General features: G+C 55.3%; 25 protein-coding genes. 14 read left to right on the forward strand and 11 right to left on the reverse strand.

Going from position 1 to position 25024, the window contains the following annotated elements; all coding sequences use genetic code 11:
* Window positions 1-165 precede the first annotated feature (165 nt).
* From J2Y91_RS18065 to htpX, 4 genes are all read left to right on the forward strand, one after another.
* Window positions 166-666, forward strand: a complete 501-nt coding sequence (locus J2Y91_RS18065) for a GAF domain-containing protein (RefSeq protein ID WP_048915859.1) — start codon at window positions 166-168, stop codon at window positions 664-666.
* Between the two features lie 96 nt (window positions 667-762).
* Entirely contained in the window at window positions 763-1455 is a 693-nt protein-coding gene (proQ, locus tag J2Y91_RS18070) for an RNA chaperone ProQ (RefSeq protein ID WP_048915860.1), read from the forward strand.
* Window positions 1456-1474: 19 nt separating this feature from the next.
* Window positions 1475-3520: a carboxy terminal-processing peptidase gene (prc, locus tag J2Y91_RS18075; protein WP_133623779.1), complete on the forward strand. Its 2046-nt coding sequence runs from the start codon at window positions 1475-1477 to the stop codon at window positions 3518-3520.
* A gap of 193 nt (window positions 3521-3713) precedes the next feature.
* On the forward strand, window positions 3714-4595 hold the full coding sequence (htpX, locus tag J2Y91_RS18080; RefSeq protein ID WP_048915862.1) for a protease HtpX: 882 nt from the start codon (window positions 3714-3716) through the stop codon (window positions 4593-4595).
* A 65-nt stretch (window positions 4596-4660) separates the two neighbouring features.
* On the opposite strand, the gene J2Y91_RS18085 is transcribed toward htpX, so the two are convergent.
* Window positions 4661-6040 (reverse strand): MFS transporter, encoded by a 1380-nt coding sequence (locus J2Y91_RS18085; RefSeq protein ID WP_133623778.1) that lies wholly within the window; start codon window positions 6038-6040, stop codon window positions 4661-4663.
* A 187-nt stretch (window positions 6041-6227) separates the two neighbouring features.
* Here J2Y91_RS18085 and kdgR point away from each other — a divergent pair, with 187 nt between their 5' ends.
* On the forward strand, window positions 6228-7019 hold the full coding sequence (gene kdgR / locus J2Y91_RS18090; protein ID WP_133623777.1) for a DNA-binding transcriptional regulator KdgR: 792 nt from the start codon (window positions 6228-6230) through the stop codon (window positions 7017-7019).
* Window positions 7020-7055: 36 nt separating this feature from the next.
* Here the strand turns inward: kdgR and J2Y91_RS18095 are convergent, their stop codons facing one another.
* Window positions 7056-7292: a YobH family protein gene (locus J2Y91_RS18095; RefSeq protein ID WP_048915865.1), complete on the reverse strand. Its 237-nt coding sequence runs from the start codon at window positions 7290-7292 to the stop codon at window positions 7056-7058.
* A 229-nt stretch (window positions 7293-7521) separates the two neighbouring features.
* Here J2Y91_RS18095 and J2Y91_RS18100 point away from each other — a divergent pair, with 229 nt between their 5' ends.
* The 4 genes from J2Y91_RS18100 to rlmA all read left to right on the forward strand — a co-directional run bounded on the left by J2Y91_RS18100 (window position 7522) and on the right by rlmA (window position 9921).
* A complete protein-coding gene (locus J2Y91_RS18100) occupies window positions 7522-7797 on the forward strand; it encodes a YebO family protein (protein ID WP_133623776.1) in 276 nt (91 codons plus the stop codon).
* Between the two features lie 734 nt (window positions 7798-8531).
* On the forward strand, window positions 8532-8666 hold the full coding sequence (locus J2Y91_RS18105) for a DUF2627 domain-containing protein (protein ID WP_224750361.1): 135 nt from the start codon (window positions 8532-8534) through the stop codon (window positions 8664-8666).
* Between the two features lie 22 nt (window positions 8667-8688).
* Window positions 8689-8898: a transcription antiterminator/RNA stability regulator CspE gene (gene cspE, locus J2Y91_RS18110; RefSeq protein WP_001062678.1), complete on the forward strand. Its 210-nt coding sequence runs from the start codon at window positions 8689-8691 to the stop codon at window positions 8896-8898.
* Between the two features lie 171 nt (window positions 8899-9069).
* Window positions 9070-9921: a 23S rRNA (guanine(745)-N(1))-methyltransferase gene (gene rlmA, locus J2Y91_RS18115; protein WP_048915867.1), complete on the forward strand. Its 852-nt coding sequence runs from the start codon at window positions 9070-9072 to the stop codon at window positions 9919-9921.
* On the opposite strand, the gene J2Y91_RS18120 is transcribed toward rlmA, so the two are convergent.
* From J2Y91_RS18120 to manX, 4 genes are all read right to left on the reverse strand, one after another.
* On the reverse strand, window positions 9902-10360 hold the full coding sequence (locus J2Y91_RS18120) for a DUF986 family protein (RefSeq protein WP_133623775.1): 459 nt from the start codon (window positions 10358-10360) through the stop codon (window positions 9902-9904). The genes rlmA and J2Y91_RS18120 overlap by 20 nt on opposite strands.
* Before the next feature lie 65 nt (window positions 10361-10425).
* Entirely contained in the window at window positions 10426-11277 is an 852-nt protein-coding gene (locus J2Y91_RS18125) for a PTS mannose transporter subunit IID (protein ID WP_048915868.1), read from the reverse strand.
* 15 nt (window positions 11278-11292) lie between these two features.
* A complete protein-coding gene (locus tag J2Y91_RS18130) occupies window positions 11293-12093 on the reverse strand; it encodes a PTS mannose/fructose/sorbose transporter subunit IIC (protein ID WP_048915869.1) in 801 nt (266 codons plus the stop codon).
* A gap of 57 nt (window positions 12094-12150) precedes the next feature.
* On the reverse strand, window positions 12151-13113 hold the full coding sequence (gene manX / locus J2Y91_RS18135) for a PTS mannose transporter subunit IIAB (protein ID WP_133623774.1): 963 nt from the start codon (window positions 13111-13113) through the stop codon (window positions 12151-12153).
* A 513-nt stretch (window positions 13114-13626) separates the two neighbouring features.
* On the opposite strand from manX, the gene J2Y91_RS18140 reads away from it, so the two are divergent.
* On the forward strand, window positions 13627-15183 hold the full coding sequence (locus J2Y91_RS18140) for a TerC family protein (protein WP_048915871.1): 1557 nt from the start codon (window positions 13627-13629) through the stop codon (window positions 15181-15183).
* 197 nt (window positions 15184-15380) lie between these two features.
* On the opposite strand, the gene J2Y91_RS18145 is transcribed toward J2Y91_RS18140, so the two are convergent.
* The 4 genes from J2Y91_RS18145 to pabB all read right to left on the reverse strand — a co-directional run bounded on the left by J2Y91_RS18145 (window position 15381) and on the right by pabB (window position 20676).
* Entirely contained in the window at window positions 15381-16943 is a 1563-nt protein-coding gene (locus tag J2Y91_RS18145; RefSeq protein WP_048915872.1) for an EAL domain-containing protein, read from the reverse strand.
* Between the two features lie 245 nt (window positions 16944-17188).
* Entirely contained in the window at window positions 17189-18553 is a 1365-nt protein-coding gene (locus J2Y91_RS18150) for an L-serine ammonia-lyase (protein WP_133623773.1), read from the reverse strand.
* A 187-nt stretch (window positions 18554-18740) separates the two neighbouring features.
* Window positions 18741-19319, reverse strand: a complete 579-nt coding sequence (locus J2Y91_RS18155) for a CoA pyrophosphatase (protein ID WP_133623772.1) — start codon at window positions 19317-19319, stop codon at window positions 18741-18743.
* Complete coding sequence (gene pabB / locus J2Y91_RS18160) at window positions 19309-20676, reverse strand: aminodeoxychorismate synthase component 1 (protein ID WP_133623771.1); 1368 nt, start codon at window positions 20674-20676, stop codon at window positions 19309-19311. Before pabB ends, J2Y91_RS18155 begins: the two co-directional genes overlap by 11 nt.
* Window positions 20677-20790: 114 nt before the next feature.
* On the opposite strand from pabB, the gene J2Y91_RS18165 reads away from it, so the two are divergent.
* Complete coding sequence (locus J2Y91_RS18165) at window positions 20791-21018, forward strand: YoaH family protein (RefSeq protein WP_048915876.1); 228 nt, start codon at window positions 20791-20793, stop codon at window positions 21016-21018.
* Window positions 21019-21056: 38 nt separating this feature from the next.
* Here the strand turns inward: J2Y91_RS18165 and J2Y91_RS18170 are convergent, their stop codons facing one another.
* Window positions 21057-21401 carry a RidA family protein gene (locus tag J2Y91_RS18170; protein ID WP_048915877.1) on the reverse strand — a complete coding sequence of 115 codons (345 nt, stop codon included), beginning with the start codon at window positions 21399-21401 and terminating at the stop codon, window positions 21057-21059.
* 135 nt (window positions 21402-21536) lie between these two features.
* Between J2Y91_RS18170 and yoaA the strand changes: the two genes are divergently transcribed.
* From yoaA to J2Y91_RS18185, 3 genes are read left to right on the forward strand one after another with little or no spacing between them, the layout of a single operon-like run.
* Window positions 21537-23471: a DNA repair helicase YoaA gene (gene yoaA, locus J2Y91_RS18175; RefSeq protein ID WP_048915878.1), complete on the forward strand. Its 1935-nt coding sequence runs from the start codon at window positions 21537-21539 to the stop codon at window positions 23469-23471.
* Window positions 23472-23506: 35 nt separating this feature from the next.
* Complete coding sequence (gene tsaB / locus J2Y91_RS18180) at window positions 23507-24208, forward strand: tRNA (adenosine(37)-N6)-threonylcarbamoyltransferase complex dimerization subunit type 1 TsaB (RefSeq protein WP_208864883.1); 702 nt, start codon at window positions 23507-23509, stop codon at window positions 24206-24208.
* Between the two features lie 59 nt (window positions 24209-24267).
* Window positions 24268-24864: a Slp family lipoprotein gene (locus tag J2Y91_RS18185; protein ID WP_048915880.1), complete on the forward strand. Its 597-nt coding sequence runs from the start codon at window positions 24268-24270 to the stop codon at window positions 24862-24864.
* Window positions 24865-25024: the final 160 nt, after the last annotated feature.

Here is a 25024-nt window from a genome sequence, read left to right on the forward strand (position 1 = left end):
CGCCATGAGAGCAGGACTCAGTATAGCCGTGCTTCAGTATTCGGATAAATCCAAGGTTATATTAACTAACGGAATGAATCACCTTGTCCCGCTGTACTTTTAATGCTTAATTTTATCGGACTCAGTGGCTACCGGCCTGGTCTCAGTTTCTACAATGGTTAAACAATGACAAAAGCAGAATTTTATACCGACCTCAATCGCGACATGCGCGCACTTCTCAGCGGCGAAACCAGCTTCCTGGCGGTGATGGGCAATTGTAGCGCGCTTTTATACGAACGTCTTGATGGGGTTAACTGGGCGGGTTTTTATCTGCTGACCGAAGAGAACACGCTGGTACTCGGCCCGTTCCAGGGCAAAATCGCCTGCGTGCGAATTCCTGTCGGGCGCGGCGTTTGCGGTACAGCGGTGGCAGAAAACAGCGTTCAGCGTGTTGATGATGTGCATGAATTCCCGGGCCACATTGCCTGTGATGCTGCCAGCAACGCGGAAATTGTGCTGCCGTTAGTGGTAAATGGTCAGATTATTGGCGTGTTAGATATCGACAGCGTTGAATATAACCGCTTTGACAGTGAGGATGAGGCGGGGCTGAAAGCGTTGACTGACGGGCTTTGCGAGGTGCTTGCCGGATCGGATGTGGAAAAATTTATTCACATGAAACGCACCTAAAGCGCTGGATCACGTAGCAATTGCTGATGGGGTCATTATAATGTCGCCTGTTCATGCCTGCGCTGATTGGCAAACCCGTTGTAATCAGGAAATTTCATGGAAAATCAACCTAAGTTGAATAGCACCAAAGAAGTCATCGCCTTTCTGGCCGAGCGTTTCCCACAATGCTTTAGCGCCGAAGGCGAAGCACGACCACTGAAGATCGGAATCTTTCAGGATTTAGTCGACCGCGTGCAGGGTGAAATGAACCTGAGTAAAACTCAGCTTCGTTCAGCACTGCGTTTATATACTTCCAGCTGGCGCTATCTGTACGGCATCAAAGTCGGTGCGACTCGCGTTGACCTTGATGGCAATGCGTGTGGCCTGCTGGATGAACAGCACGTTGAACATGCGCGCAAACAGCTTGAAGAAGCCAAAGCGCGCGTGCAGGCACAGCGCGAACAGCAGCAGGCGAAAAAGCGTGAAGCCGGTGAAGACACCGCACCGCGTCGTCCGCGTAAACCTGTTCGTAAACCTGCGGCCGAAGGTGAGCAGCCACGTAAAGTGCGCAGCAAGCCAGAGCGTCCGCAGGCTGAACGCAACTCTTCCTCAGCAAGAGAAGAGACTCAGACGTCGAGTAGCAAACCGGTTACCGACACCTCAGCGTTGCAAGTGGGCCAGAGCATTAAAGTTACCGCAGGCAAAAGTGCGATGGATGCCACCATTCTTGAAATCTCTAAAGATGGCGTCCGGGTACAGCTGGCTAACGGTCTGGCAATGATAGTACGCGCAGAACACTTGCAGTTCTGATACGGAGGCTAATCAGGGCATGAACACTCTTTTTAAACGCACCATCATTGCGGGCCTGCTGATTGCAGGCAATGCCTTCGCGGCCGATAACATCACCCGTGCAGACCAGATCCCGCAGCTGCACCAGGAAGCACAGCACGCCACCGTCAGCGAGCGCGTCACTTCCCGCTTTACCCGTTCCCATTACCGCCAGTTTGACCTCAATAAAGACTTTTCGGTCAAAATTTTCGAGCGTTATCTGAACCTGCTCGACTACAGCCACAATGTGCTGCTGGAGTCTGACATTGCGCAATATGCGGACAAGAAAACCACGCTGGGCGATGAGTTAAAAAGCGGCCAGCTTTCGGCGTTTTACGATCTGTATAATCTGACGCAGAAACGCCGTTTTGAACGTTATCAGTACGCGCTTTCCGTGCTGAATAAGCCGATGAACTTTACCGGCAACGACACCATTGATATCGACCGCAGCAAGTCCCCCTGGCCCAAAAGTACCGCAGAGCTGAATGCCCTGTGGGACGCCAAGGTGAAATATGATGAGCTGAGCCTGAAACTGGCCGGTAAAGATGAGAAAGAGATCCGCGAAGTCCTCACCAAGCGCTATCAGTTCGCTGAACGTCGCCTGGCGCAGAGCAACAGCGAAGATGTGTTCCAGCTGGCGATGACCGCGTTCGCGCATGAAATCGACCCGCACACCAATTATCTCTCCCCGCGTAACACCGAACAGTTCAATACCGAAATGAGCCTGTCGCTGGAAGGTATTGGTGCGGTGCTGCAGATGGATGATGATTACACGGTGATCAATTCAATGGTTGCCGGTGGTCCGGCGGCGAAAAGCAAAACCATTACCGTGGGCGACCGTATTGTTGGCGTTGGTCAGCCGGGCAAACCGATGGTCGATGTGATCGGCTGGCGTCTGGATGATGTCGTTGCGCAGATCAAAGGACCTAAGGGCAGTAAAGTGCGCCTGGAAATCCTGCCTGCCGGCAAAGGTACCAAAACCCGTACGGTAACCCTGACGCGTGAAAAGATCCGCCTGGAAGATCGCGCGGTTAAAATGTCGGTCCATAACGTCGGCAAACAGAAAGTCGGCGTGCTGGATATCCCAGGTTTCTACGTTGGCCTGACTGACGATGTGAAGGTGCAGCTGCAGAAATTGCAGAAGCAGAACGTCGATAGCATTGTTATCGATCTGCGCACCAACGGCGGTGGGGCACTGACCGAGGCGGTTTCTCTCTCTGGTCTGTTTATCCCAAGTGGCCCGGTGGTTCAGGTTCGCGATAACAACGGCAAAATCCGCCAGGACAGCGACAACGACGGCATTACTTACTACAAGGGTCCGCTGGTGGTGCTGGTTGACCGCTTCAGTGCTTCGGCTTCTGAAATCTTTGCCGCTGCCATGCAGGATTATGGCCGCGCGCTGATTGTTGGTGAACCGACCTTCGGTAAAGGTACGGTACAGCAGTATCGCTCGCTTAACCGCATTTACGATCAGATGCTGCGCCCTGAATGGCCGGCGCTGGGTTCCGTGCAGTACACCATTCAGAAGTTTTACCGCATCAACGGCGGCAGCACGCAGCGCAAGGGTGTGACGCCTGACCTGCTGATGCCTACCGGCGTAGAAGCGATAGAAACTGGTGAGAAGTTTGAGGACAATGCGTTGCCGTGGGATAGCGTTCCTGCTGCTACCTATACCAAAACCGAAGACCTCAAGCCGCTGGAAGCACAGCTGATTAAAGATCATCAGGATCGCATCGCTAAAGATGCTGAGTTCCAGTACATCATTAAGGATATCGCCCGCTTTAATGCCAACAAGGACAAGCGCAATATTATCTCTCTGAATCTTGCCGAGCGCGAGAAAGAGAACAAAGAAGATGATGCATTGCGGCTGGAACGCATTAATGCTCGCCTGAAAGCAGACGGTAAGAAACCGCTGACCAAGCTGGAAGATCTGCCTAAAGATTACAAAGAGCCGGACCCGTATCTGGATGAGACGGTGAACATTGCCAACGACCTGGCGCAGCTGGAAAAACAGCAGCCGCCAGTGACACCGGCAGCGGCAAAATAAGCCCAACAGGCACAGCAATCGCTGTGCCTTTTTTTATTCTGTCCGTCCTGCCTGGCGCTGTGCGCGAAAAGTAACACAAAGTGTAAAGTTATGTCTTTTTAAACACTTAAAGATTAAGAGTGCTTGAAAAGCGGCGTATTGACCTTACGATGGTGGTACGCGAAAAGCGGAATAACTGAGGAAGTCTAATTTTATGATGCGTATTGCTCTTTTCCTGTTGACCAACCTCGGGGTTATGGTGGTTTTCGGGCTGATCCTCAGCCTGACAGGGATCCAGTCAAGCAGTGTAATGGGCCTGATGATCATGGCGGGTCTGTTTGGCTTCGGCGGTGCGTTTGTTTCACTGCTGATGTCGAAGTGGATGGCACTGCGCTCCGTTGGTGGTGAAGTGATTGAACAGCCGCGTAACGAAACCGAACGCTGGCTGATGGAAACCGTGGGCCGTCAGGCTCAGCAGGCCGGCATTGCCATGCCGCAGGTGGCTGTTTACCATGCGCCCGACATTAACGCCTTTGCTACCGGTGCGCGTCGTGACGCCTCGCTGGTGGCGGTATCAACCGGTCTGTTGCAGAACATGAGCCGTGATGAAGCGGAAGCGGTGCTGGCTCACGAAATCAGCCATATCGCCAACGGTGACATGGTGACCATGACCCTGATTCAGGGGATTGTGAATACCTTCGTGATCTTCATCTCGCGCATTCTGGCACAGCTGGCAGCGGGCTTTATGTCCGGTAACCGCGACGAGGAAGGCAGCAGCAACGGCAACCCGATGGTGTACTTTGCAGTATCAATGGTGCTGGAGCTTGTATTTGGTATTGTCGCCAGCATTATTACCATGTGGTTCTCACGCCACCGTGAATTCCATGCGGATGCGGGTGCTGCTCGCCTGGCCGGGCGTGAGAAGATGATTGCCGCACTGCAACGTCTGAAAACCAGCTACGAGCCGCAGGAAGCCAGCAGCATGATGGCCTTCTGTATCAATGGTAAATCCAAGTCGTTGAGCGAGCTGTTTATGTCGCACCCACCGCTGGATAAACGCATTGAAGCGCTGCGCAGCGGCGAATACCTGAAGTAGGGGCGCGGCATGCCGCGCCCGTTCAGGGCAAAATCATCAGCAAACCGGGCATGAGCCCGGTTTTTTTATGCCCGTTGATTGCCCGGCTGTGTAATGCGCAGGGCGCTGACCAGCGCGGCGATAGCGGCGAAGCTGCCCGCCAGCAACAGTGAGAGATGGGTGCCCTGGTTAGCAAACAGGTTGAACATCAGGGCGACAAGGGCCGCGCCGCTGGTCTGACCGAGCAGGCGGGCGGTACCGAGCATGCCACTGGCTCCTCCGCTGCGGTGACGCGGGGCCGAAGAGATAATCGTGTGATTATTCGGGGACTGGAACAGACCAAATCCGGCACCGCACAGCATCATGCGCCAGATAATATCGGCGTCTGATGGGCTGGCGGGTAGCAGGGCGAGCGCAAACAGCCCGGCGGCAAACATTGCCAGGCCAATCGCGCCGAGCAGGCCGGCGTGGAAGCGCTCAATCAGCCGCCCGGCAATGGGTGCCATCACCATCGTCGCCAGCGGCCACGGCGTCAGCAGCAGGCCGGTTGCCGCCTCGCTGCGTCCCAGCACGCTTTGCAGGAAGAAGGGCAGAGAGACCATGGCCAACATTTGCGCGCAGAACGAGCACACGGAGGTGCCAATCGACATGGCGAAAATAGGAATACGGAACAGGTCAACCGGCAGCAGCGGGAACTCCAGCCGCAGCTGGCGCCGGATGAACAGGGTTCCGACCAGCAGCAGCGCCACCAGTTCAGCCAGCAGCAGTTTTCCGTTCTGGCCCTGGGCAAAACCACTCAGCAGCGAGATAAGCAGGCCAAAGGTTAACGCATTCATCACGCTGCTCAGCAGATCAAATCGCTGCCCGCTGGCTTTCTGCGGATTATCCGGTAAATAGCGCAGGGCCAGCACCAGCGCGGCGATGCCGACAGGGACGTTAATCAGGAACAGCCATTGCCAGGACGCCACCGAGAGAATGGCGGCGGCAACGGTCGGCCCGGCAGCGCTGGATACCGCCACAATCAGCGAGTTAATTCCCATGCCGCGACCAAGATGGCGTTGCGGGTAGATAATGCGTATCAGAGCGGTGTTAACGCTCATCAGCGCGGCACCGCCGAAGCCCTGCAGCACGCGGGCAAAGGTCAACATGCCGAGCGAGTCCGACAGCGCACAGAACAGAGACGTACAGCTGAACAGCACCAGCCCCCACTGATAGATACGGCGGTAGCCGAGCATATCGCCAAGAAAAGAGAGGGTCAGCAGCGAAATAATAATGGCCAGCTGGTAGGCGTTAACAATCCAGATTGACTCTGCCGGGCTGGCATTCAGCTCGCGGGCAATCGTCGGCAGCGCCACATTGGCAATCGCGCCATCCAGCACGGCCACCGTGATGCCGAGTGCAATAGCCAGTATGGCCCCGTAGCGCTGGGGTAGCGGCAATCCGTCGTTGGCTGAAGTTGAGTGCATAGCGTTGAAATAGTTACGTGGGAGAAGAGTCTCATGCTAATGGTTTTTACGAATTATGCCAGTATGTAAATTGCTGAAAACTATCAGCAGATGTGTCCACGCCGTTGTGGCTTTCATTGCGCCCGGCGGAGGGGCTACGTATACTGGAAATAGCGTTCCATTTTTTATAAAACACAAAAGGTAAGTCATGGCGAGTGCCGATCCAGATAAACAGCCCGATTCCGTCTCTTCAGTGATGAAAGTATTTGGCATTTTACAGGCGCTGGGCGAAGAGCGTGAAAACGGCATCACCGAGCTGTCGCAGCGCGTGATGATGTCGAAAAGCACCGTATACCGTTTTCTCCAAACCATGAAAACGCTCGGCTACGTCTCACAGGAAGGGGAGTCAGAGAAATATGCGCTGACGCTAAAACTGTTCGAGCTGGGGGCTAAAGCCCTGCAAAACGTCGATCTGATCCGCAGTGCCGATATTCAGATGCGTGAGATCTCGCGCCAGACGAAAGAGACTATTCACCTTGGCGCCCTGGAAGAAGACAGCATTGTCTATATCCATAAAATCGACTCCCTGTACAACCTGCGCATGTATTCGCGCATTGGTCGCCGTAACCCGCTGCACAGTACCGCAATTGGTAAAGTGCTTTTAGCGTGGCGCGAGCGTGGCGAAGTGGATGCAATTCTGGCTAATGTTGAGTTTACCCGCAGCACGGCACGCACCATTACCACTAAGGACGCGCTGTTGCCCGTGCTGGAGCAGGTGCGTAGCCAGGGATTTGGCGAAGATAATGAAGAGCAGGAAGAGGGGTTACGCTGTATTGCGGTGCCGGTGTTTGACCGCTTTGGCATGGTGATTGCCGGACTGAGCATCTCTTTCCCGACCATCCGTTTCGCGGAAGAGAATAAAAAAGAGGTGGTGGCGATGCTGCATCTGGCGGCAAAAAATATCTCACAACAGATGGGTTACCACCACTATCCCTTCTGACATCAGCGGGCCGGCGTTGACCGGCCCGCCGGTCAATCAATTATCCACGACTTCGCTGCTTTTCTTCAGCAGCGGGCAATCCGTCACTCCAATAATGCCGCTGTCGGTGTGCAGATACTGTGCAATCACCATGCCGCGTGCGGTCAGGTACTGACACTGTAAGCCCATTCCCGCAACGTTTTTAGTGCTGCCCGTCAGAATGCCATAGCCAGTCAGCAGCATAGCCAGCCAGATAATGACCAGCAGCGCGACAATACGTAGCAAAAATTTCATGGTAATCCCCTTATTGTTTTCAGGCGGTGTCCTCACTGCCCGCAGCAGCATAACAGCTTGTCGCTTAGTACCACACAAATCGATAAGAGGATGCTGAAACCTTTGCACCTTTCTGAGAGTTAGATGCCGACTTTTTCGGGATCTGGCTATCATTTGCCGGGCTTACAGGTAAAATCATCTGCGCGGTACTGCCGCATAGAGGCAGCTCTTTTTCTGTATTGAGGCAAGTATGAATGAAATAAACAATGGTGCGATGGATATGGTCTCTGTTGGCATCGTGGCGTTGCTGGTGATAATCGGGCTGGTGGTATGGTTTTTCGTTAACCGCGCCAGCGTGAAGGCCAGTCAGCAGGTCCAACTGCTGGAAGCACTGCTGGAAGAGCAGAAGCGTCAGAACGCGATGCTGCGCCGCCTTACCGATGCGGTTGCCGGCAAAGAGCAGGGTGCTGCAGCGAAAGATAACGCTGATAGCAAAGATTTTACCCGGCTGATCCCGGAGCGCTAATTTTTTGTCGTGAAGTTGCAGGGCGACGGGTAAATTTTTTCCTGATAGTGCCCGCGAAATGGGCCAGTTTATCCTCAACCCCTGCAGCCCGATCGCCGTGCACCAAAATGGTTCATGCGTGACCGCGCCTGATAGCCGCCCAGGCGAGGTTACTCCGCGTCGGGTGCGAACAGATAATACCACCCAGGAATAATCCTAAAGCCATTTCATTATATCAGGCCACCTATTAAGAGAACCCAGTCTAAATACGCAAATAGATTGAGCGTAATAACGTTAATAAACTGGTGCAGATCAATGCATTTAAATGGGGCAGCGTGCCAGATAGTTTCCTGTTTTTGGTGCAATTTAATTTATAAACTGTACTAATCCGTGGTTGTTGTACAGTTGTAACACCTGAGCAGGATTGATAAATGGGCCTGAGTTTAATGAACTCTTTTGACAAAGCTTTGCCATATTTATGCCATCATTGGCGTTGACATTAGCCGCTACAGCCCGCAGCAGGACGGACTTGACACCTTCGGCCGTCTGTTATAAACCCTGTGTTGGTCAGGTGCTTAAAGGCTCTGCGGAGTGAATTCTGTTCAGTCATGAACGTCGTGATGCATCAATGTGCATTCTGTGCCAGCTATCGTTTTAAATGTGTGCGACATCTCTATCCCTGTTTAAAAATGACTTGCCATTAATTTGTGGATATGTGATAAAACATTCGGGTAAAACGAGGTACAGTTCTGTTTATGTGTGGCATCTTCAGTAAAGAAGTTCTGAGTAAAAGACTAACGTTGAATACCGCTTCCTTGCCGAGCTTTAATTTAGTGCCTCATGCAGTAATGTCTCTGGTTTTTCTGTACGTTAAGCCCACGGGCGAATAAACACTCTAAGGAAATTTGCAAAATGGCAAAGATTAAAGGTCAGGTTAAGTGGTTCAACGAGTCTAAAGGTTTTGGTTTCATCACTCCTGCTGACGGCAGCAAAGATGTGTTCGTACACTTCTCTGCAATCCAGGGTAATGGCTTCAAAACTCTGGCTGAAGGCCAGAACGTTGAGTTCGAAATTCAGGATGGCCAGAAAGGCCCTGCTGCTGTGAACGTCACCGCTATCTAATTTTCGATCTGAGCCTGACATTGCCGCCCGGCGTGTAATCCAGGCTGAAATCTGAATACTGAAGCCCTGTCATTGTTGACGGGGCTTTTTTATATCCGATTTTCGTGGTGCGCGGGATTTTCCACGGGCTTTGCAGTACACTGCCGCGTCTTAAATTGATGGAGTCTTGCTATGTCGTACCAGTGTCCTCTTTGCCAGCAGCCGCTGACGTTTGACCAGCGCACCTGGCGTTGTGAAAATCAGCACCAGTTTGACCAGGCGAAAGAGGGCTATGTCAACCTGCTGCCGGTACAGCATAAGCGCTCTAAGCAGCCGGGCGACAGTGCGGATATGATGCAGGCACGGCGCAATTTCCTTGATGCCGGTCACTACCAGCCACTGCGGCTGCAGGTCGGTGATTTGCTTGAGCGTGTGCTGCCGGCAGATGACGTCAGCGTGCTGGATATCGGCTGTGGGGAAGGCTATTACACCCATGAAGTTGCCAGCCGCCTGCAGGCCAGAGGTCAGGCTGAAGTGCACGGTCTTGATGTGGCTAAAATTGCCGTGCGCTATGGCGCTAAGCGCTATCGTAACGTGGAGTTTTGCGTCGCATCCAGCCACCGCCTGCCGTTCAGCGATCGGCAGTTTGACGCGGTACTGCGCATCTACGCGCCCTGCAAGGCTGAAGAGTTGGCGCGCGTCGTCAAGCCGCAGGGCTACGTACTTACCGTCACGCCAGGTCCGCGCCATTTAATGCAGTTTAAAGCGCTGATTTACCAGGATGTGCAGCTACACGACACCACGCCTGAGCAGATGCCCGGCTTCACGCTGGTTGAGCAGCAGCAGCTCTCCTACCCGATGACGCTTAACAGTGAAGAGTCCGCGGCGCTGCTGCAGATGACGCCGTTTGCCTGGCGTGCGCGCCCTGAAGTGTGGGGGATTCTGGCCACCACCGAGCAGTTTGAGTGTGAAACTGACTTCACGCTGCGCCTTTGGCAGCGTGACGACGAAATCGTGCAGGATGTCAGCGACTCTCCAGCATAAACTGATAGATGGTTTCCAGATCGTCCAGATTGCGTACATGAACCAGCAGGCGCCGTTTCTCCAGATTAATCACCAGTACGCCATCTTCTGACAGGTTGATGGCGCTGATACGCGCGTACTCAATAAAGACGTTCGCGTAGAAAAATCCCTTCTCCTTAAACAGCATTTTCGGCGCGCGGATCCAGAACAGCCAGACGGAGAGGCCTCCCAGTGCCAGCAGCAGCATAGTGGTCAGCTGGGGCCCCTGTGCGGCAAGGTTCTTATACAGCAGGATAGCCAGCAGGCCGATAAAGATCAGGCTGTCGAGCTTGTTGCGGCGCTGCAGCAGGATTTTCAGGCGGGTGGGGCCATGCAGACGATCCATAATCAGCTCGTCATAGATCGCATACAGCAGAATGAGTACGATAAAAAGGAGTATCAGGTAGTCAGTCAGAGACATATCGGCGTCCATAAAAAGGGGCCAGACTGGCTGGCCCCGGGGTAAAGATTATTCGTAACGCAGGATTATACGCCCAGCAGGCCAATCCAGTAACCGAAGATACCGATAACGAAGAAGCCCATAATAATCCACAGGGCATTCACCTTACGGCGCAGCAGCCACATACAGCCAAAGGTGAGCAGCAGCGGGATTAAGCCCGGCATCAGCTGGTCAAGAATCGACTGTACGGTGGTGACCGTGGTTTTACCGGTCTGGTCGGTAATCTCAGAAACCACCAGCGGCACGTTCACGTGCGTCCACTTGTTGACCAGTGCCCCCATGACAAACAGGCCGAGAATCGACGCCCCCTCAGTCAGTTTTTGCAGGAAGCCGCCGCCCATATCGCTAACGATATCGACACCTTTACGATAGCCATAAGCCACGCCGTAGTAGCGCACCAGCAGACGCACCAGGTTAAACAGGACAAAGAACAGCAGGGGGCCCATCAGGCTGCCGCTCATCGCGATACCTGCGCCCAGGGCCGCAAATACCGGGCGCACGGTACCCCAGAAGATCGGGTCACCCACGCCGGCCAGCGGCCCCATCAGGCCGACTTTAATGCCGTTTATGGCAGCATCGTCGATCGGCGCTCCGTTGGCGCGCTGTTCTTCCATGGCCATGGTCACGCCGAGTACCGGAGCAGCCACATACGGATGGGTGTTGAAGAACTCCAGGTGACGTTTGATCGCCTGTTTGCGGTCGTCGTTATTTTCCGGGTACAAACGGCGGATTACCGGTACCATCGAATAACAGAAACCCAGCGCCTGCATACGTTCGAAGTTCCACGAACCCTGGAACAGGTTTGAGCGTAAGAACACACCGCGCACATCGCCTGGCGTTAATTTCTTCTGCGTAGTGGTAGTTGTTGTGTCAACCATTTCTCTCACCTTTCCTTAATCGAGTTCGTTATCAAGGTCGTTATTAGCCGGACCTGCTGCCTGCGCACCGGCAACACGGTTATATTTTGGCGCCAGCTGGATATACAGCATGGCCATCACTACGCCGATGACGCCCAGAGCCACCAGGTTGAAGTTGGTGAAGGCAGCGGTCACGAAACCAAGGTAGAAGAACGGCATCAGGTAGCCTGCACGCATCATGTTAATAACCATGGCGTAACCGACCACCACGATCATGCCACCGGCGATATTCAGACCGTTGGTGACCACTTCCGGGATAGAGTTCAGCAGTTCCTGAACCACGCTGGTACCGACAGAAACGGCAACAATCACGGCAGGGATCGCGATACGCATTGCCTGCAGCACCAGCGCAGAGACGTGGATCCAGGAAATTGCAGTCAGGTTGCCCTTTTCAGCTGCTTTATCGGCAGCGTGCTGGAACGCAACGGTGATGGTACGGACAATAATGGTCAGAACCTGACCGGCTGCTGCCAGCGGGATAGCCAGTGCGATACCGGCACCCACGCTCTGCCCACCGGCAATAACCAGAATGGTCGAGATGATCGAAGCGAGTGCAGCATCCGGCGCCACGGCGGCGCCAATGTTCATCCACCCTAGTGCGATCATTTCCAGCGTACCGCCGATAATAATCCCGGTTTTCATATCACCGAGGATCATGCCGACTAACGTACAGGCCACGAGTGGCCGGTGGAACTGAAATTCATCGAGGATCGAGCCCATGCCCGCAATACAGGCAACGATAAATATCAGAACAATTTGCAGCGTGGTAATCTCCATTACACTTCTCCTATTAAATGCCAGAACGGAGTTCAACCTGAAATTTCAGGCCACGGGCTACTGATGCATTTTGGCGATCAGATCCATCATTTTCAGTCTCTGGTCGCTCGATACTTTACGCACTTCCAGTTCGATTCCGCGCTCATTCAACTTTTTGAACGCCTCAATATCTTTAGCATCCACCGATACCGCATTGTTGACCTGAGTTTTCCCCTGACGGAACGCCATCCCCCCGATGTTGACCGACGTGATATTGACGCCTTCTTCCACCAGTCGCACCACATCGGTAGGATTGGTAAACAGCAGCATCACTTTATCGTGGCCATATTTCGGGTTGTTCCACACGCGGATCATTTTCGCTACGTCCACCACATGCGCGGTAACGCCCGGCGGGGCAACCTGAGTCAGCAACGTTTTACGCACGTTATCGGCAGCAACTTCATCGCTGACGACAATAATGCGGGTTACGTTGGTTTCTTTGGTCCAGCGGGTGGCGACCTGGCCATGGATTAAACGGTCATCGATACGTGCCAGACCGATTTTCATGTGATCGCCGGGTGCCATCGGGGCCTGTGGTGCAGCCGGAGCTTTCACCGCAGCGGCGGGGGCAGGGGCTTCTGGTGCTTTCGCTTTCAGGGCTTTTACCCCTTCACGGCCAGTTTCCACGGCCAGCGCGACCAGTTCATCAAAGGTTGGGTTATCGTCTCGTGCCATCAGTACTTCGACCAGCATCGGAATATTGACCCCGGCGACGACTTCATAATCGGGTTTATCTACCACAAGGCGGCTGGCGGCGTTAAACGGGCTGCCCCCCCAGGTATCGACCAGAAAAAGCACTCCCTGCGTACTGTCCATATTGGCTAACCGTGCCTGATATTTCTCGATCAGGGTTTCGGCGTTTTCTCCGGGGACAAAGTCAATCCAACCGACATTTTCCTGTTCCCCTAACAGCATTTCGGCAGTTTTCAGCAGTTGTTCTGCTGCCCAGCCGTGCGTGCCAATCATAATAGCAATAGTCACTTGCTACCTCCTTATCCAGTTAAAACGACGCTTTGGAGTAAACGTCGTTTGAGGTTCAGCTGAGTTAATTGCGTTCAGCATGATTGAGGTCCCACTTTTATCTGTTGAGTTACTTATCAGCGGTACTGAACACACACCACATTGACGGCATTTATTTTAGTACGCGAAAAAATAAATTATGTGACCGTGCTCAGTAATTTAGACGCCGATCCACATTTGTCGGCTGAATGTTGAAACAACATGTCTGTGAAGGATTATGCACCCTGAGTGTAAGAAAATATTTTGACGTCCCTGTGGCAACTGATAAAGTAGTGATCCTTTTTTCATACAGGAGTAACGGGCCTCAGCCCTCCCTATGGACTGTCACCGAAGTCGCTTAATCATGCCGCCGGGCTATCCGGTATCGTTTTTAACGTCATTTGACGTCATCATGTTTTCCACCTGTCGTTATCTCTGCCGCACGTTCAGCCGAACGCCTGCTGCGATTTCCCGTTCCTTTTTCCGGAGTCTTTCATGGAATTTCTTTTAGACCCCTCAATCTGGGCCGGTCTCTTTACGCTCATTGTTCTTGAGATCGTGCTGGGCATCGATAACCTGGTGTTTATCGCTATTCTGGCCGATAAACTCCCGCCAAAGCAGCGTGATAAAGCCCGTCTGATTGGCCTGTCACTGGCGCTGATTATGCGTCTTGGCCTGCTGTCGCTTATCTCATGGATGGTGACCCTGACCCGTCCGCTGTTTAGCGTTGGCGAATTCAGCTTCTCTGGCCGTGACCTGATCCTGCTGGTGGGGGGGCTGTTCCTGCTGTTCAAAGCCACAATGGAGCTGCATGAACGGCTGGAAAACCGTGAGATGAATGACGGCGGCAATAAAGGATATGCCAGTTTCTGGGCCGTGGTGGTGCAGATCGTTATTCTTGATGCGGTATTCTCCCTCGATGCGGTAATCACCGCTGTCGGGATGGTTAACAATCTGGCGATTATGATGACCGCCGTGGTGATTGCGATGGGCGTGATGCTGCTGGCATCCAAACCGCTGACCAACTTTGTCAACGCGCATCCGACCGTGGTGGTGCTGTGCCTGAGCTTCCTGCTGATGATTGGTCTCAGCCTGGTGGCGGAAGGTTTCGGCTTCCATATTCCAAAAGGTTACCTGTACGCAGCGATTGGCTTCTCGATTCTTATTGAGCTGTTTAACCAGATTGCGCGCCATAACTTTATGCGCCATCAGGAAAGACGCCCGATGCGTGAACGCACCGCAGAGGCAATCCAGCGCCTGATGGGCGGGCGTCGTCAGAGCGAAGTGCAGAACAGTGAAAGCAGTGAAGTTGCCGCGATCATGCCGCAGGAAGCGTTTAAAGATGAAGAGCGCTACATGATCAATGGGGTACTGACGCTGGCATCCCGTTCAGTGCGCAGCATCATGACGCCGCGTGGTGAGATCTCCTGGGTTGACGCCACGCGTCCGCTGGATGAAGTTCGCCTGCAGCTGCTGGATACGCCGCACAGCCTGTTCCCGGTTTGCCGGGGCGAGCTGGACGAAATCATTGGCGTCGTGCGCGCGAAAGAGCTGCTGGTGGCCTTGGATCATGGGATTGATGTGGCAACCTTTGCCAGCAATACTCCGCCGATCATCGTACCGGAAACGCTCGACCCGCTGAACCTGCTGGGCGTGCTGCGCCGGGCGAAAGGCAGCTTTGTCGTTGTCACCAACGAGTTTGGCGTGGTGCAGGGGCTGATTACCCCGCTGGACGTGCTGGAAGCGATTGCCGGTGAGTTCCCGGATGAAGATGAAACCCCGGATATCATTGCGGATGGTGATGGCTGGCTGGTGAAGGGCGGAACCGATCTGCACTCGCTCCAGCAGCTGCTGGATACTCAGGAGCTGGTTAAGCCGGAAGACGATCATGCTTCGCTGGCAGGGCTGCTGATTGACCAGAAAGGTCAGCTGCCAAAAGCCGGTGAGGTGATTGAGATGCTGCCGCTACGCTTCCAGATTATTGAAGCCACCGACTACCGTATCGATCTGGTGCGCGTGACCAAAGAGCGTCAGGAAGACGAAGAAGAGTAAATATCCGGCGTGCCTGACCTGGATTAACAGCGGCCAGGCACGCCTCCCAACATCTGAAGCCTCATCGTCGCAGTTTAAAACCCACAGCGAGCACGAGGCGAGTGGGGGATGAGCTCAGACCGGTCAGAGGACGTTAGCGCTGGGAGCGATGTCTGAAGATAGTTAAAAGGCATGCCTGGCCGCTACAGGTCAACCCATCACGCGCTCAGCGTCTCCTGATGATTCATCAGCCATTCTGGGAAATCCCCCAGCGGCATCGGGCGGGCAAAGAAGTAGCCCTGAAGCGTATCAACGCCTCTCTCACGCAGATACTCAGCCTGTTCCGCCGTTTCTACTCCTTCAGCCACCAGGCTAATGTTCAGACGCTGCGCCAGTGAAATCACCATATCGGTCACGGTCGCATTGATCGCATCGGTGCCGATAGCGGCGGTAAAGACTTTATCAATCTTCAACACGTCCGGGCTCAGGGTCTTCAGGTACGAAAGGGAGCTGTGGCCAGTACCAAAATCATCGATCGCCAGCTTCACCCCAATCTTATGCAGATGCGACACCACGCGCTGATCGACCACCGGCAGCGAATCCCGCTCGGTCAGTTCGACAATCAGCTGTGGCCTGGGATTAGCCGGCCACCACAGTTGCTGTAAATCGTCGATAATGGCGCGCTCGTGGAAATGGCTGGCCGCCACATTGATCGCAATATGGAACGATTGACAGGCCGGCAGCTGCGGCAAATGGCGCACCACTTCACTGATGACAAAGCGGGTCAGCGGAGCTATCAGATTCTGCCGTTCGGCCAGCGGGATAAATACATCCGGCGGGATCCAGCCCTGGCGCGGGTTATGCCAGCGCAGCAGCAGTTCAATACCTTCACAACCCCCGCTGCGTGCGTTGATCAGCGGCTGGCAGTACACCATAAATTCACGGGCGGTGATGCCATAGCTAATCTGCCACGACAGGCTCATACGGTTGGCGGTTGCCAGCCAGACGATATAGCCCATCAGCAGGCTCAGCAGCAGGGCCAGCGGCAGCTGCGAAGGCACCGTCACCAAAGCCAGCCGCGCCGGGGATGGCCCAAATAGTGTGATCGAGAACGGGTAGCGCAGTGACGACTCTTCATAGGTCACTTCATCCTCTGAAGGCACCGCCGGTTCAATCATCGGATTACCAAACTCCAGGCTCTTACCACCCACGTTAAAAATGGCGCGCTCAACCCACGGCAGGGTCGGCTCCAGCAGATAGTTGGTCATCAGCTCAATATTGATGATCTGAATGATCCCGGAACGGTTGTCGAGGGAGCGTGGCGTCCAGAGCAGCAGCACCGGCGATCCCTTGATCAAATGCTCATCAACCGACAGCATCATGCGCTGGTTATTGACTGCCAGTTCTGGATAGTTGTCGGCAAAGCCAACATCCGTGGAGCCATAGATGCTGGAGCAGTAAACGCGGTCTCTGTCCACCAGTAAAATAGACCTGACCGTCTGCAAAGAAGCCAGTTTTTCAATCAGCGGAAAACGCACTTCACCACAGGTCAGGCCCACCAGGCCAAGGGTATTGTTTGCCGCGACGTCAAGCGGCGAGAACATTCGGTCAAAACGCTGGATAGCGTTGTCTGCGAAACTTCGCGACTGCTGCTCTATTCGGCCTTTCTCTTCCAGAAAACGGAAGGTTAACGTGAGAATGAGCACCAACGCGGCAACCACCACAGCGATCAGTAACCGCTTGCGGCGAAACTGTCCTAAAACTTCCTGGGACATGTGCATCAGTAACCACCCTTAGATCAAGACGCGTATAAATAGAGACCGAATACCAATTATCGGCAACAGGGGCATTAAGTTTAGTCGTGCTGAAGATAAAAGCTGAAGCGCTCAAAAACAGGAAGTTACTCGCGTAGATACGCCGAAAACACTCTAGCGGTTTCCAGGTTGCGGAGATAGCAGGAGAAGAAAATTATTTTTACGTTAAGACACAAAAAAAACGCCACCGCAGAGGTGGCGTTACGCTGTGATTAATCACACTGGACTTTTATCGCCAGCCCGCCGCGTGATGTTTCACGATATTTGGCATTCATGTCTTTGCCGGTCTCGTACATAGTTTCAATCACTTTATCCAGCGAGACGCGCGCTTCGCTGGTACGGCGCATCGCCATGCGCGCCGAGTTGATCGCTTTCACCGAAGCAATGGCATTACGCTCAATGCACGGCACCTGCACCTGACCTGCCACCGGGTCGCAGGTCAGTCCAAGGTTATGCTCCATACCGATTTCGGCAGCAACGCAGACCTGTTCCGGGCTGGCACCCAGTAGCTCGGCGAGACCCGCTGCGGCCATTGAGCAGGCGACGCCAACTTCGCCCTGGCAACCCACTTCAGCGCCAGAGATTGACGCATTCATTTTATACAGGATGCCGATAGCGCCGGAGGCCATAAAGTAGCGGATAAAGATGTCAGGGCTAACCGATTCGATAAAGCGATCGTAATACGCCAGCACCGCAGGCACGATGCCGCAGGCGCCGTTGGTTGGCGCTGTCACGACGCGGCCACCGGCAGCATTCTCTTCATTCACCGCCAGCGCGAACATGTTGACCCAGTCGATAACGTTCATCGGGTCGCTGGACAGCTTATCGGAAGAGGTCAGCAGCCGGCGCAGCGCGGAAGCACGGCGCGGAACGCGCAGCGGGCCTGGCAGTACGCCTTCGGTATTCAGGCCGCGATCGATACAGTCACGCATGGTCTGCCAGATATCGGCAAAGTAACGCTCAATGTCGGCACGGCTGTGCACGGCCAGTTCGTTCTTCATGATCATGCCGGACAGGGAGAGGCCGGTCTGATGGCAGTGCTCCAGCATCTCTTTCGCGGAGTTGAACGGGTAGGGGACCGACACTTCGTTCAGCACGGTTTTACCGAAACTCTCTTCATCGACAATAAAACCACCGCCGACGGAGTAGTAGGTTTTGCTGTAAATTTTCAGGTCGCCAGCAAAGGCGTGAATGCTCATGCCGTTCTCATGCAGCGACAGATTATCACTGCGGAACACCATGCCGCCCTCACGCGGGAAGTCGACTTCGTGTGCGCCGTTAGCCAGCAGTAGGCGTTGGCGCTGCTCCACGTCGCGGATGAAGCCGGGAATAGCATCAATGTCGACCGTTTCAGGGGAAGCCCCGGATAGCCCCATAATGATGGCGATATCAGTGTGGTGCCCTTTGCCGGTCAGCGACAGGGAGCCATACACATCGACGGCGATGCGCGTCACGGAAGAGAGCTGGCGGTTATTTACCAGATCGTCGACAAACAGTTTGCCGGCTTTCATCGGGCCGACAGTATGAGAACTGGACGGGCCAATGCCGATCTTAAACATGTCGAAAACGCTAATCACGTTACACGCTCCTGTCAGGATTATTGCTCGCGGTGGGCATTGCTCACGGTGGTTGCCCACGAATGGCGAGAAATATAAATGAAAAACTGCCGAATTGCAGTGATTTGGATCGCCACGCTGCGATTTTCTGGTGATAAATAATGTGAAGGTGGTTTTATCTGCAACTAATGGCTGGATTTTAACCGATTCAGGCCGGTTTAGCTACCTGAAGGCTAAGCTGACGAATAATCCCGGCGGTCATTCCCCAGATAAAGTAGTCATCAAACCACGATAGCCAGACGCGGTGTGACTGCCCGCCACGGTGCACATCCAGCGCGGAGTAGCGGCTCAGACGCAGCGCTTCTTCCAGCGGCATCTCAAACACCGATTCCACTTCGCCCTCGTTGGCCTGCCACTCCAGACCCGGCGGCAGCAGGCCGACGACCGGCGTAACCTGGAACCCGGTGCTGCTGGTGACCGCAGGCAGAATGCCGACCACGCTGACCGCCGCCGGCGGGATCGCGACCTCTTCAGCGGCTTCACGCAGGGCGGTGGCCACCAGGGAGGCATCGCTGCTGTCCATCGTGCCGCCGGGAAACGCCACCTGCCCGGCATGTTTACGCAGCGTGGCGGCACGGCGGGTCAGCAGTAAGGTTGGGCTGGCATGAGCGACGATCGGCACCAGCACGGCGGCCTGCCGACGCGGTAAATTCTGCTGCCCGGCAGCGGGCGGTTGCAGAATAAAACGCGCCAGAAAGCGCTCCAGCACCGGGTTGTCATGCGTCATCAGTCAGCTGCTCCAGGCAGGGTAAAATGCGGTTCACTTTATCGAAGGTTTCCTGATATTCCGCCGCTTCTTCGCTGTCGGCAACAATCCCGCCTCCGGCAGCACAGTAGAGGGTGCCGCGTTCGGCAATCAGCGTGCGGATGGTAATGCTGGTGTCCATGCGCCCGCAAACGCTGAGATAGCCGATACTGCCGCACCAGGCATTGCGCCGCTGTGGCTCCAGCTCTTCAATAATTTCCATCGCCCGCACTTTTGGCGCACCGGTAATCGACCCGCCCGGGAAGCAGGCGCGCAGCAGATCGCAGGCGGAAAGCGCAGGCTTTAGCTCGGCAGTGATAGTGCTGACCAGATGATGCACCGCCGGGAATGGCTCAACCACGAACAGCTCGGGCACTTTGACGCTGCCCGGGGTGGCAACGCGCCCGATATCGTTACGCAGCAGGTCGACGATCATCAGATTCTCGCTGCGATCCTTTGGCGACTGCGCCAGCTTCTCTCCCTGCAGGCGGTCGGCCACGGGATCGGCCAGGCGCGGCAGCGTGCCTTTAATCGGGCGCGTTTCAATCTGCTGACGCTGCAGCTTGATAAACCTTTCTGGCGACTGGCTGAGGATTGCGCTGTCCGGCAGGCGCAGAAAAGCGCTGAACGGTGCGCGGTTGGCGGCACACAGCTGGCGGAATGCCTGCCATTCATCGCCCGCGTAGCTGGCGTTGAAGCGTTGGGCGAGATTTACCTGATAGCAGTCGCCGGAGAGCAGCCACTGCTGCACTTGACGGAACTTGTCACCGTATTCTTGACGCGACATATTCGCCTGCCAGCTGCTGGTCAGGCGGAAGGCGGGCTGAGCTGCCGCCTGCTGATCGTCCAGCCAGTCCAGCCGCGCCTGCACGTCGCCATGAACCACCAGCGTCAGTTTTTGCTGGTGGTGATCGGCAATCAGCGCCCAGTCGTAAATGCCTACCGCCATATCCGGCGTGGTCAGCTGCTGCTGTGCTGTAGCGGGCAGTTTTTCAAAGCGCCGGCCGAGGTCGTAGCCAAACAGGCCAAGCGCACCGCCCTGAAACGGCAGGCTGTCATGATGCTCAGCACGCAGGCCGCAGTTTTCCAGCTGCTGCTGCAGCAGCGCGAGTGGGTCATCCTCACTGACTATCGTCCCGGCTGCATGCTCGATTACCGTCTCTGCGCCGCGCGTGGTGAGAGTGATACACGGCTGAGCCACCAGGATATCAAAGCGGTTATCGCTGTGGTCGGCAAAGCCGGAGTGCAGCAGCATTGCCCATGGCTGATGGGAAAGGGTGGCAAACCGATCGGCCAGCGCATCTGGCGTATACTTCAGAGGATGATAGACAGGCGACATGGTTCTTCAGCAGATAAAGGTACACAGGTGCGCAAGCCTGACATATTTTTAAGCCGCTGGCATCTCTTTGTCGCCCGTGGAATAATCCCGCAGCAAATCCACCCAGGAGTCACTATGTTTACAGGATTACCCGCGCTGTCGTACGAAGAGCAGCAACAGGCCGTAGAACGCATTCAGGAACTGATGGCAAATGGCATGAGCAGTGGCGAGGCCATTGGCATGGTGGCGGCTGAAATTCGTGAGAATCACACGGGCGGACATGTCCCGGTAATGTTTGACGAAGATGAAGAAGACTACATGGGCGATAACAACCACGACGAAGAAGAAGACGAAGAAGAGTAAGTGGTTTACCCCTGCCCGCTGCTAGCAGGGGAAAGAGGTTACTTCGCGGCAACCACTTTAATTTCGACCAGATATTTCGGGTTCATCAAATTGGCCTGTACGGTGCAGCGCACGGGCGCATTACCCGGCGAGACCCAGGCATCCCACGCGCGATTCATCGCGGCAAAATCTTCTTTGTGCACCAGAAAAATGGTGGCATCCAGAATCTTACTTTTATCTGAGCCGACGCGCGTCAGCAGCTTATCAATTACCGCGAGGGCGTTGGCGGTCTGCGCTTCGGCATCCTCATCCAGATTCTCCGGCACGCTGGTGTAATACACCGTGTCGTTATGGATCACGGCTTCCGACATGCGGTGCTCTGGGTCAATACGTTCGATGGTCATGTGCATTCCTTTATTACTGATACTTTTAAAAGCAGACAGACTGGCACAGATTCAGGCGGCTTGTCACCTTAAGGGTGGCTCAGACCGGTGGATACTGACATAATTACAGGTGTTTTTTTCCGGCAGTGAGGATGTGTGGCAGACGATTTTGCAGCAGACGGCGCCCTGGCGCAGGCTATACCCGGCTTCAGGCCGCGTGAACCACAGCGGGAGATGGCCGCCGCCGTGGCCCGGGCGATTGAGGGCAAGAGCGAACTGGTGGTCGAGGCCGGTACCGGCACCGGTAAAACCTATGCCTATCTTGCCCCGGCACTGCGCTCCGGGAAGAAAGTGATCGTCTCGACCGGTTCAAAAGCCCTGCAGGACCAGCTTTACAGCCGCGACCTGCCGACGGTCGCCAAAGCGCTGAAGTTCAAAGGCAGCGTGGCCCTGCTGAAGGGGCGCTCCAACTATCTGTGTCTGGAACGCATGGAACAGCAGTCGATGGCCGGTGGTGAACTGGCGGTGCAGGCGATGAGCGATCTCGTTCACCTGCGCGGCTGGTCAAACGAAACCGTCGATGGCGATATCAGCACCTGCGGTGGCGTGGCGGAAGACAGCACTATCTGGCCGCTGGTCACCAGTACCAACGATAACTGCCTTGGCAGCGACTGCCCGCAGTATAAAGATTGCTTCGTGGTTAAAGCCCGCCGTAAAGCGATGGATGCCGATGTGGTGGTGGTCAACCATCATCTGTTTCTCGCCGATATGGTGGTGAAAGAGGGGGGCTTTGCGGAGCTGATCCCGGATGCTGACGTGATGATCTTCGACGAAGCGCATCAGGTGCCGGATATCGCCAGTCAGTACTTTGGTCAGCAGCTCTCCAGCCGCCAGCTGCTTGACCTGGCGAAAGACATCAATATTGCCTACCGTACCGAGATCCGTGACGTCCAGCAGCTGCAAAAATCCGCCGACAGGCTGGCGCAGTGCGCCCAGGATTTCCGCATCGCGCTGGGCGACCCCGGTTTTCGCGGCAACCTGCGCGATTTACTGAGCAATCAGCAGATTCAGCGCGCGCTGCTGCTGCTCGATGACGCGCTGGAACTCTGTTACGACGTGGCGAAGCTCTCGCTGGGGCGCTCTGCACTGCTGGATGCCGCCTTTGAGCGCGCCGCGCTCTACCGCGGGCGTTTAAAGCGCCTGAAAGATGTTTCGCAGCCGGGATTCAGCTACTGGTATGAGTGCAACTCGCGCCACTTTGTGCTGGCGCTGACGCCGCTCTCGGTGTCCGATCGCTTCCGCGAAGTGATGGATGAGCGTCCGGCCAGCTGGATCTTTACCTCGGCAACGCTGGCGGTGAATGAGCAGATGACCCACTTTGTCGACCGCCTAGGCGTCGGCCAGGCAGAGACGCTGATCCTCAACAGTCCGTTTGATTTCGCCAGCCAGGCGCTGCTGTGCGTGCCGCGTAATCTGCCCTCACCAAATCAACCCGGCGGGACGCGCCAGCTGGCACGCATGCTGCGCCCACTGATTGAAGCCAACAACGGGCGCTGCTTCTTCCTGTGTACCTCGCACAAGGTGATGCGCGAGCTGGCGGAAGAGTTTCGCGCCATGCTGACCTTACCCGTGCTGCTGCAGGGCGAAACCAGCAAAGGCCAGCTGCTTAAGCAGTTTGTCGCGGCGGGTAATGCCCTGCTGGTGGCAACCAGCAGCTTCTGGGAAGGGGTGGATGTGCGCGGTGATGCCCTGTCGCTGGTGATTATCGACAAGCTGCCGTTTACCTCGCCGGACGATCCGCTGCTAAAAGCGCGTATGGAAGACTGCAAGGTGCGCGGCGGCGATCCGTTTGATGAAGTGCAGCTGCCGGATGCGGTGATCACCCTTAAACAGGGGGTTGGCCGTCTGATCCGCGATGTTGACGATCGCGGCGTGCTGGTTATTTGTGATAACCGCCTGGTGATGCGCCCCTACGGCGCGGTTTTCGTTAACAGTTTGCCGCCGACGCCGCGTACCCGAGATTTAGACAAGGCCGTGGCGTTTCTTAAGCCAGCGACAAGCAGTAATGGATCCGGCGGCAGTATGCTATGATGCGCGCCGAAAATTTTTCTCCCCCTGAGGTTGTGATGTCCACGCGAATTTTAGCTATTGATACGGCGACAGAAGCCTGTTCGGTTGCGTTGCTGAACCACGGTCAGACGTTAGCCCATTTTGAACTCTGCGCGCGTGAACATACGCAACGCATTCTGCCGCTGGTGCAGCAGATCCTGCGCGAGAGCGGGGTGGCATTAAGCGAACTGGATGCGCTGGCATTCGGGCGTGGCCCCGGCAGCTTTACGGGCGTGCGCATTGGCATTGGCATCGCTCAGGGATTATCGCTGGGTGCCAGCCTGCCGCTGATTGGCGTTTCCACCTTGCAAACCATGGCGCAGAGCGCATGGCGTCTGCATGGGGCTTCCCGCGTGCTGGCCGCGATTGATGCACGCATGGGCGAAGTTTACTGGGCAGAATATCAGCGCGATGAGCAGGGCGTCTGGCACGGTGAGCAGAGCGAAGCGGTGCTGAAACCGGAAGCCGCCGCGGCACGTATGGCAAAGCTGAGTGGTGAATGGGCCTGCGTGGGTACCGGCTGGCAGGCCTGGCCGCAGCTGGCAGAAAACAGCCCGCTGAGCTTAACCGTTACTGATGTGACGCTACCGCGCGCAGAAGATATGTTGCCGCTGGCCGGGCAGGCGCTGGCCGCCGGGCAGACCGTGGCCCCGGAACACGCAGAGCCGACTTACCTGCGTAATGAAGTGGCGTGGAAAAAATTACCGGGTCGCGAGTAGCCGTCGGCAACTATTTAAATGGGATGCAGTCGAAGTAGCATAAACCAGGGAGAATCTTAATGCGTAAACCGAGTATCTGGCAGTTAAGTGGTTTGTTATTGGTGTCGCTGTTGCTCAGCGGCTGTGTCACCGTGCCGGATTCAGTTAAAGGCTCCTCGCCCACGCCCCAGCAGGATCTGGTGCGGGTGTTAAGTGCGCCAGAACTGTTTGTTGGTCAGGAGTCGCGCTTTGGCGGGAAAGTCATCAAAGTCGACAACCGCAATGGTATGACGCGGCTGGAGATTGCCGCCATGCGCCTTGATGACGGGGCGCGCCCAATTCTTGGCAGCGCCTCTATTGGCCGTATCTTTGCTGACGTGAACGGTTTCCTCGATCCGGTGGATTTCAATAACCAGATGGTCACCGTGGTCGGGCCGATCAAGGGCACTGAGAAAGGCAAGATTGGCGAGGCGCAGTATAGCTTCGTGGTGGTGAGTGTGACCGGCTATCAGCGCTGGCATATGAGCCAGCAGATCGTTACGCCGCCGCAGCCTATCGACCCGTGGATCTGGTATGGCCCCGGCAACGGCCGCCATCGCGGAGGTTACTGGGGCCCGGCCCCGTGGGGTTACTACAACACCGGCCCGGCGCAGGTGCAGACCATTCTCACCGAGTAGCCACAGCGCGTAAACATTGACGACGGCATATCTGCCAGCCGCTGGCGATATGCCGTTTTTTATTGATTCTCTCCGGATGAGAGAAATTTAGTGATGGGCTTCGCAACCTCAAAACAGAGACCTGAGCAAACTGGTACGCTGAGTTAAAATAATGTTAACA

Source organism: Erwinia aphidicola, assembly GCF_024169515.1.
In the GTDB taxonomy this organism is placed as follows: Bacteria; Pseudomonadota; Gammaproteobacteria; order Enterobacterales; family Enterobacteriaceae; genus Erwinia; species Erwinia aphidicola.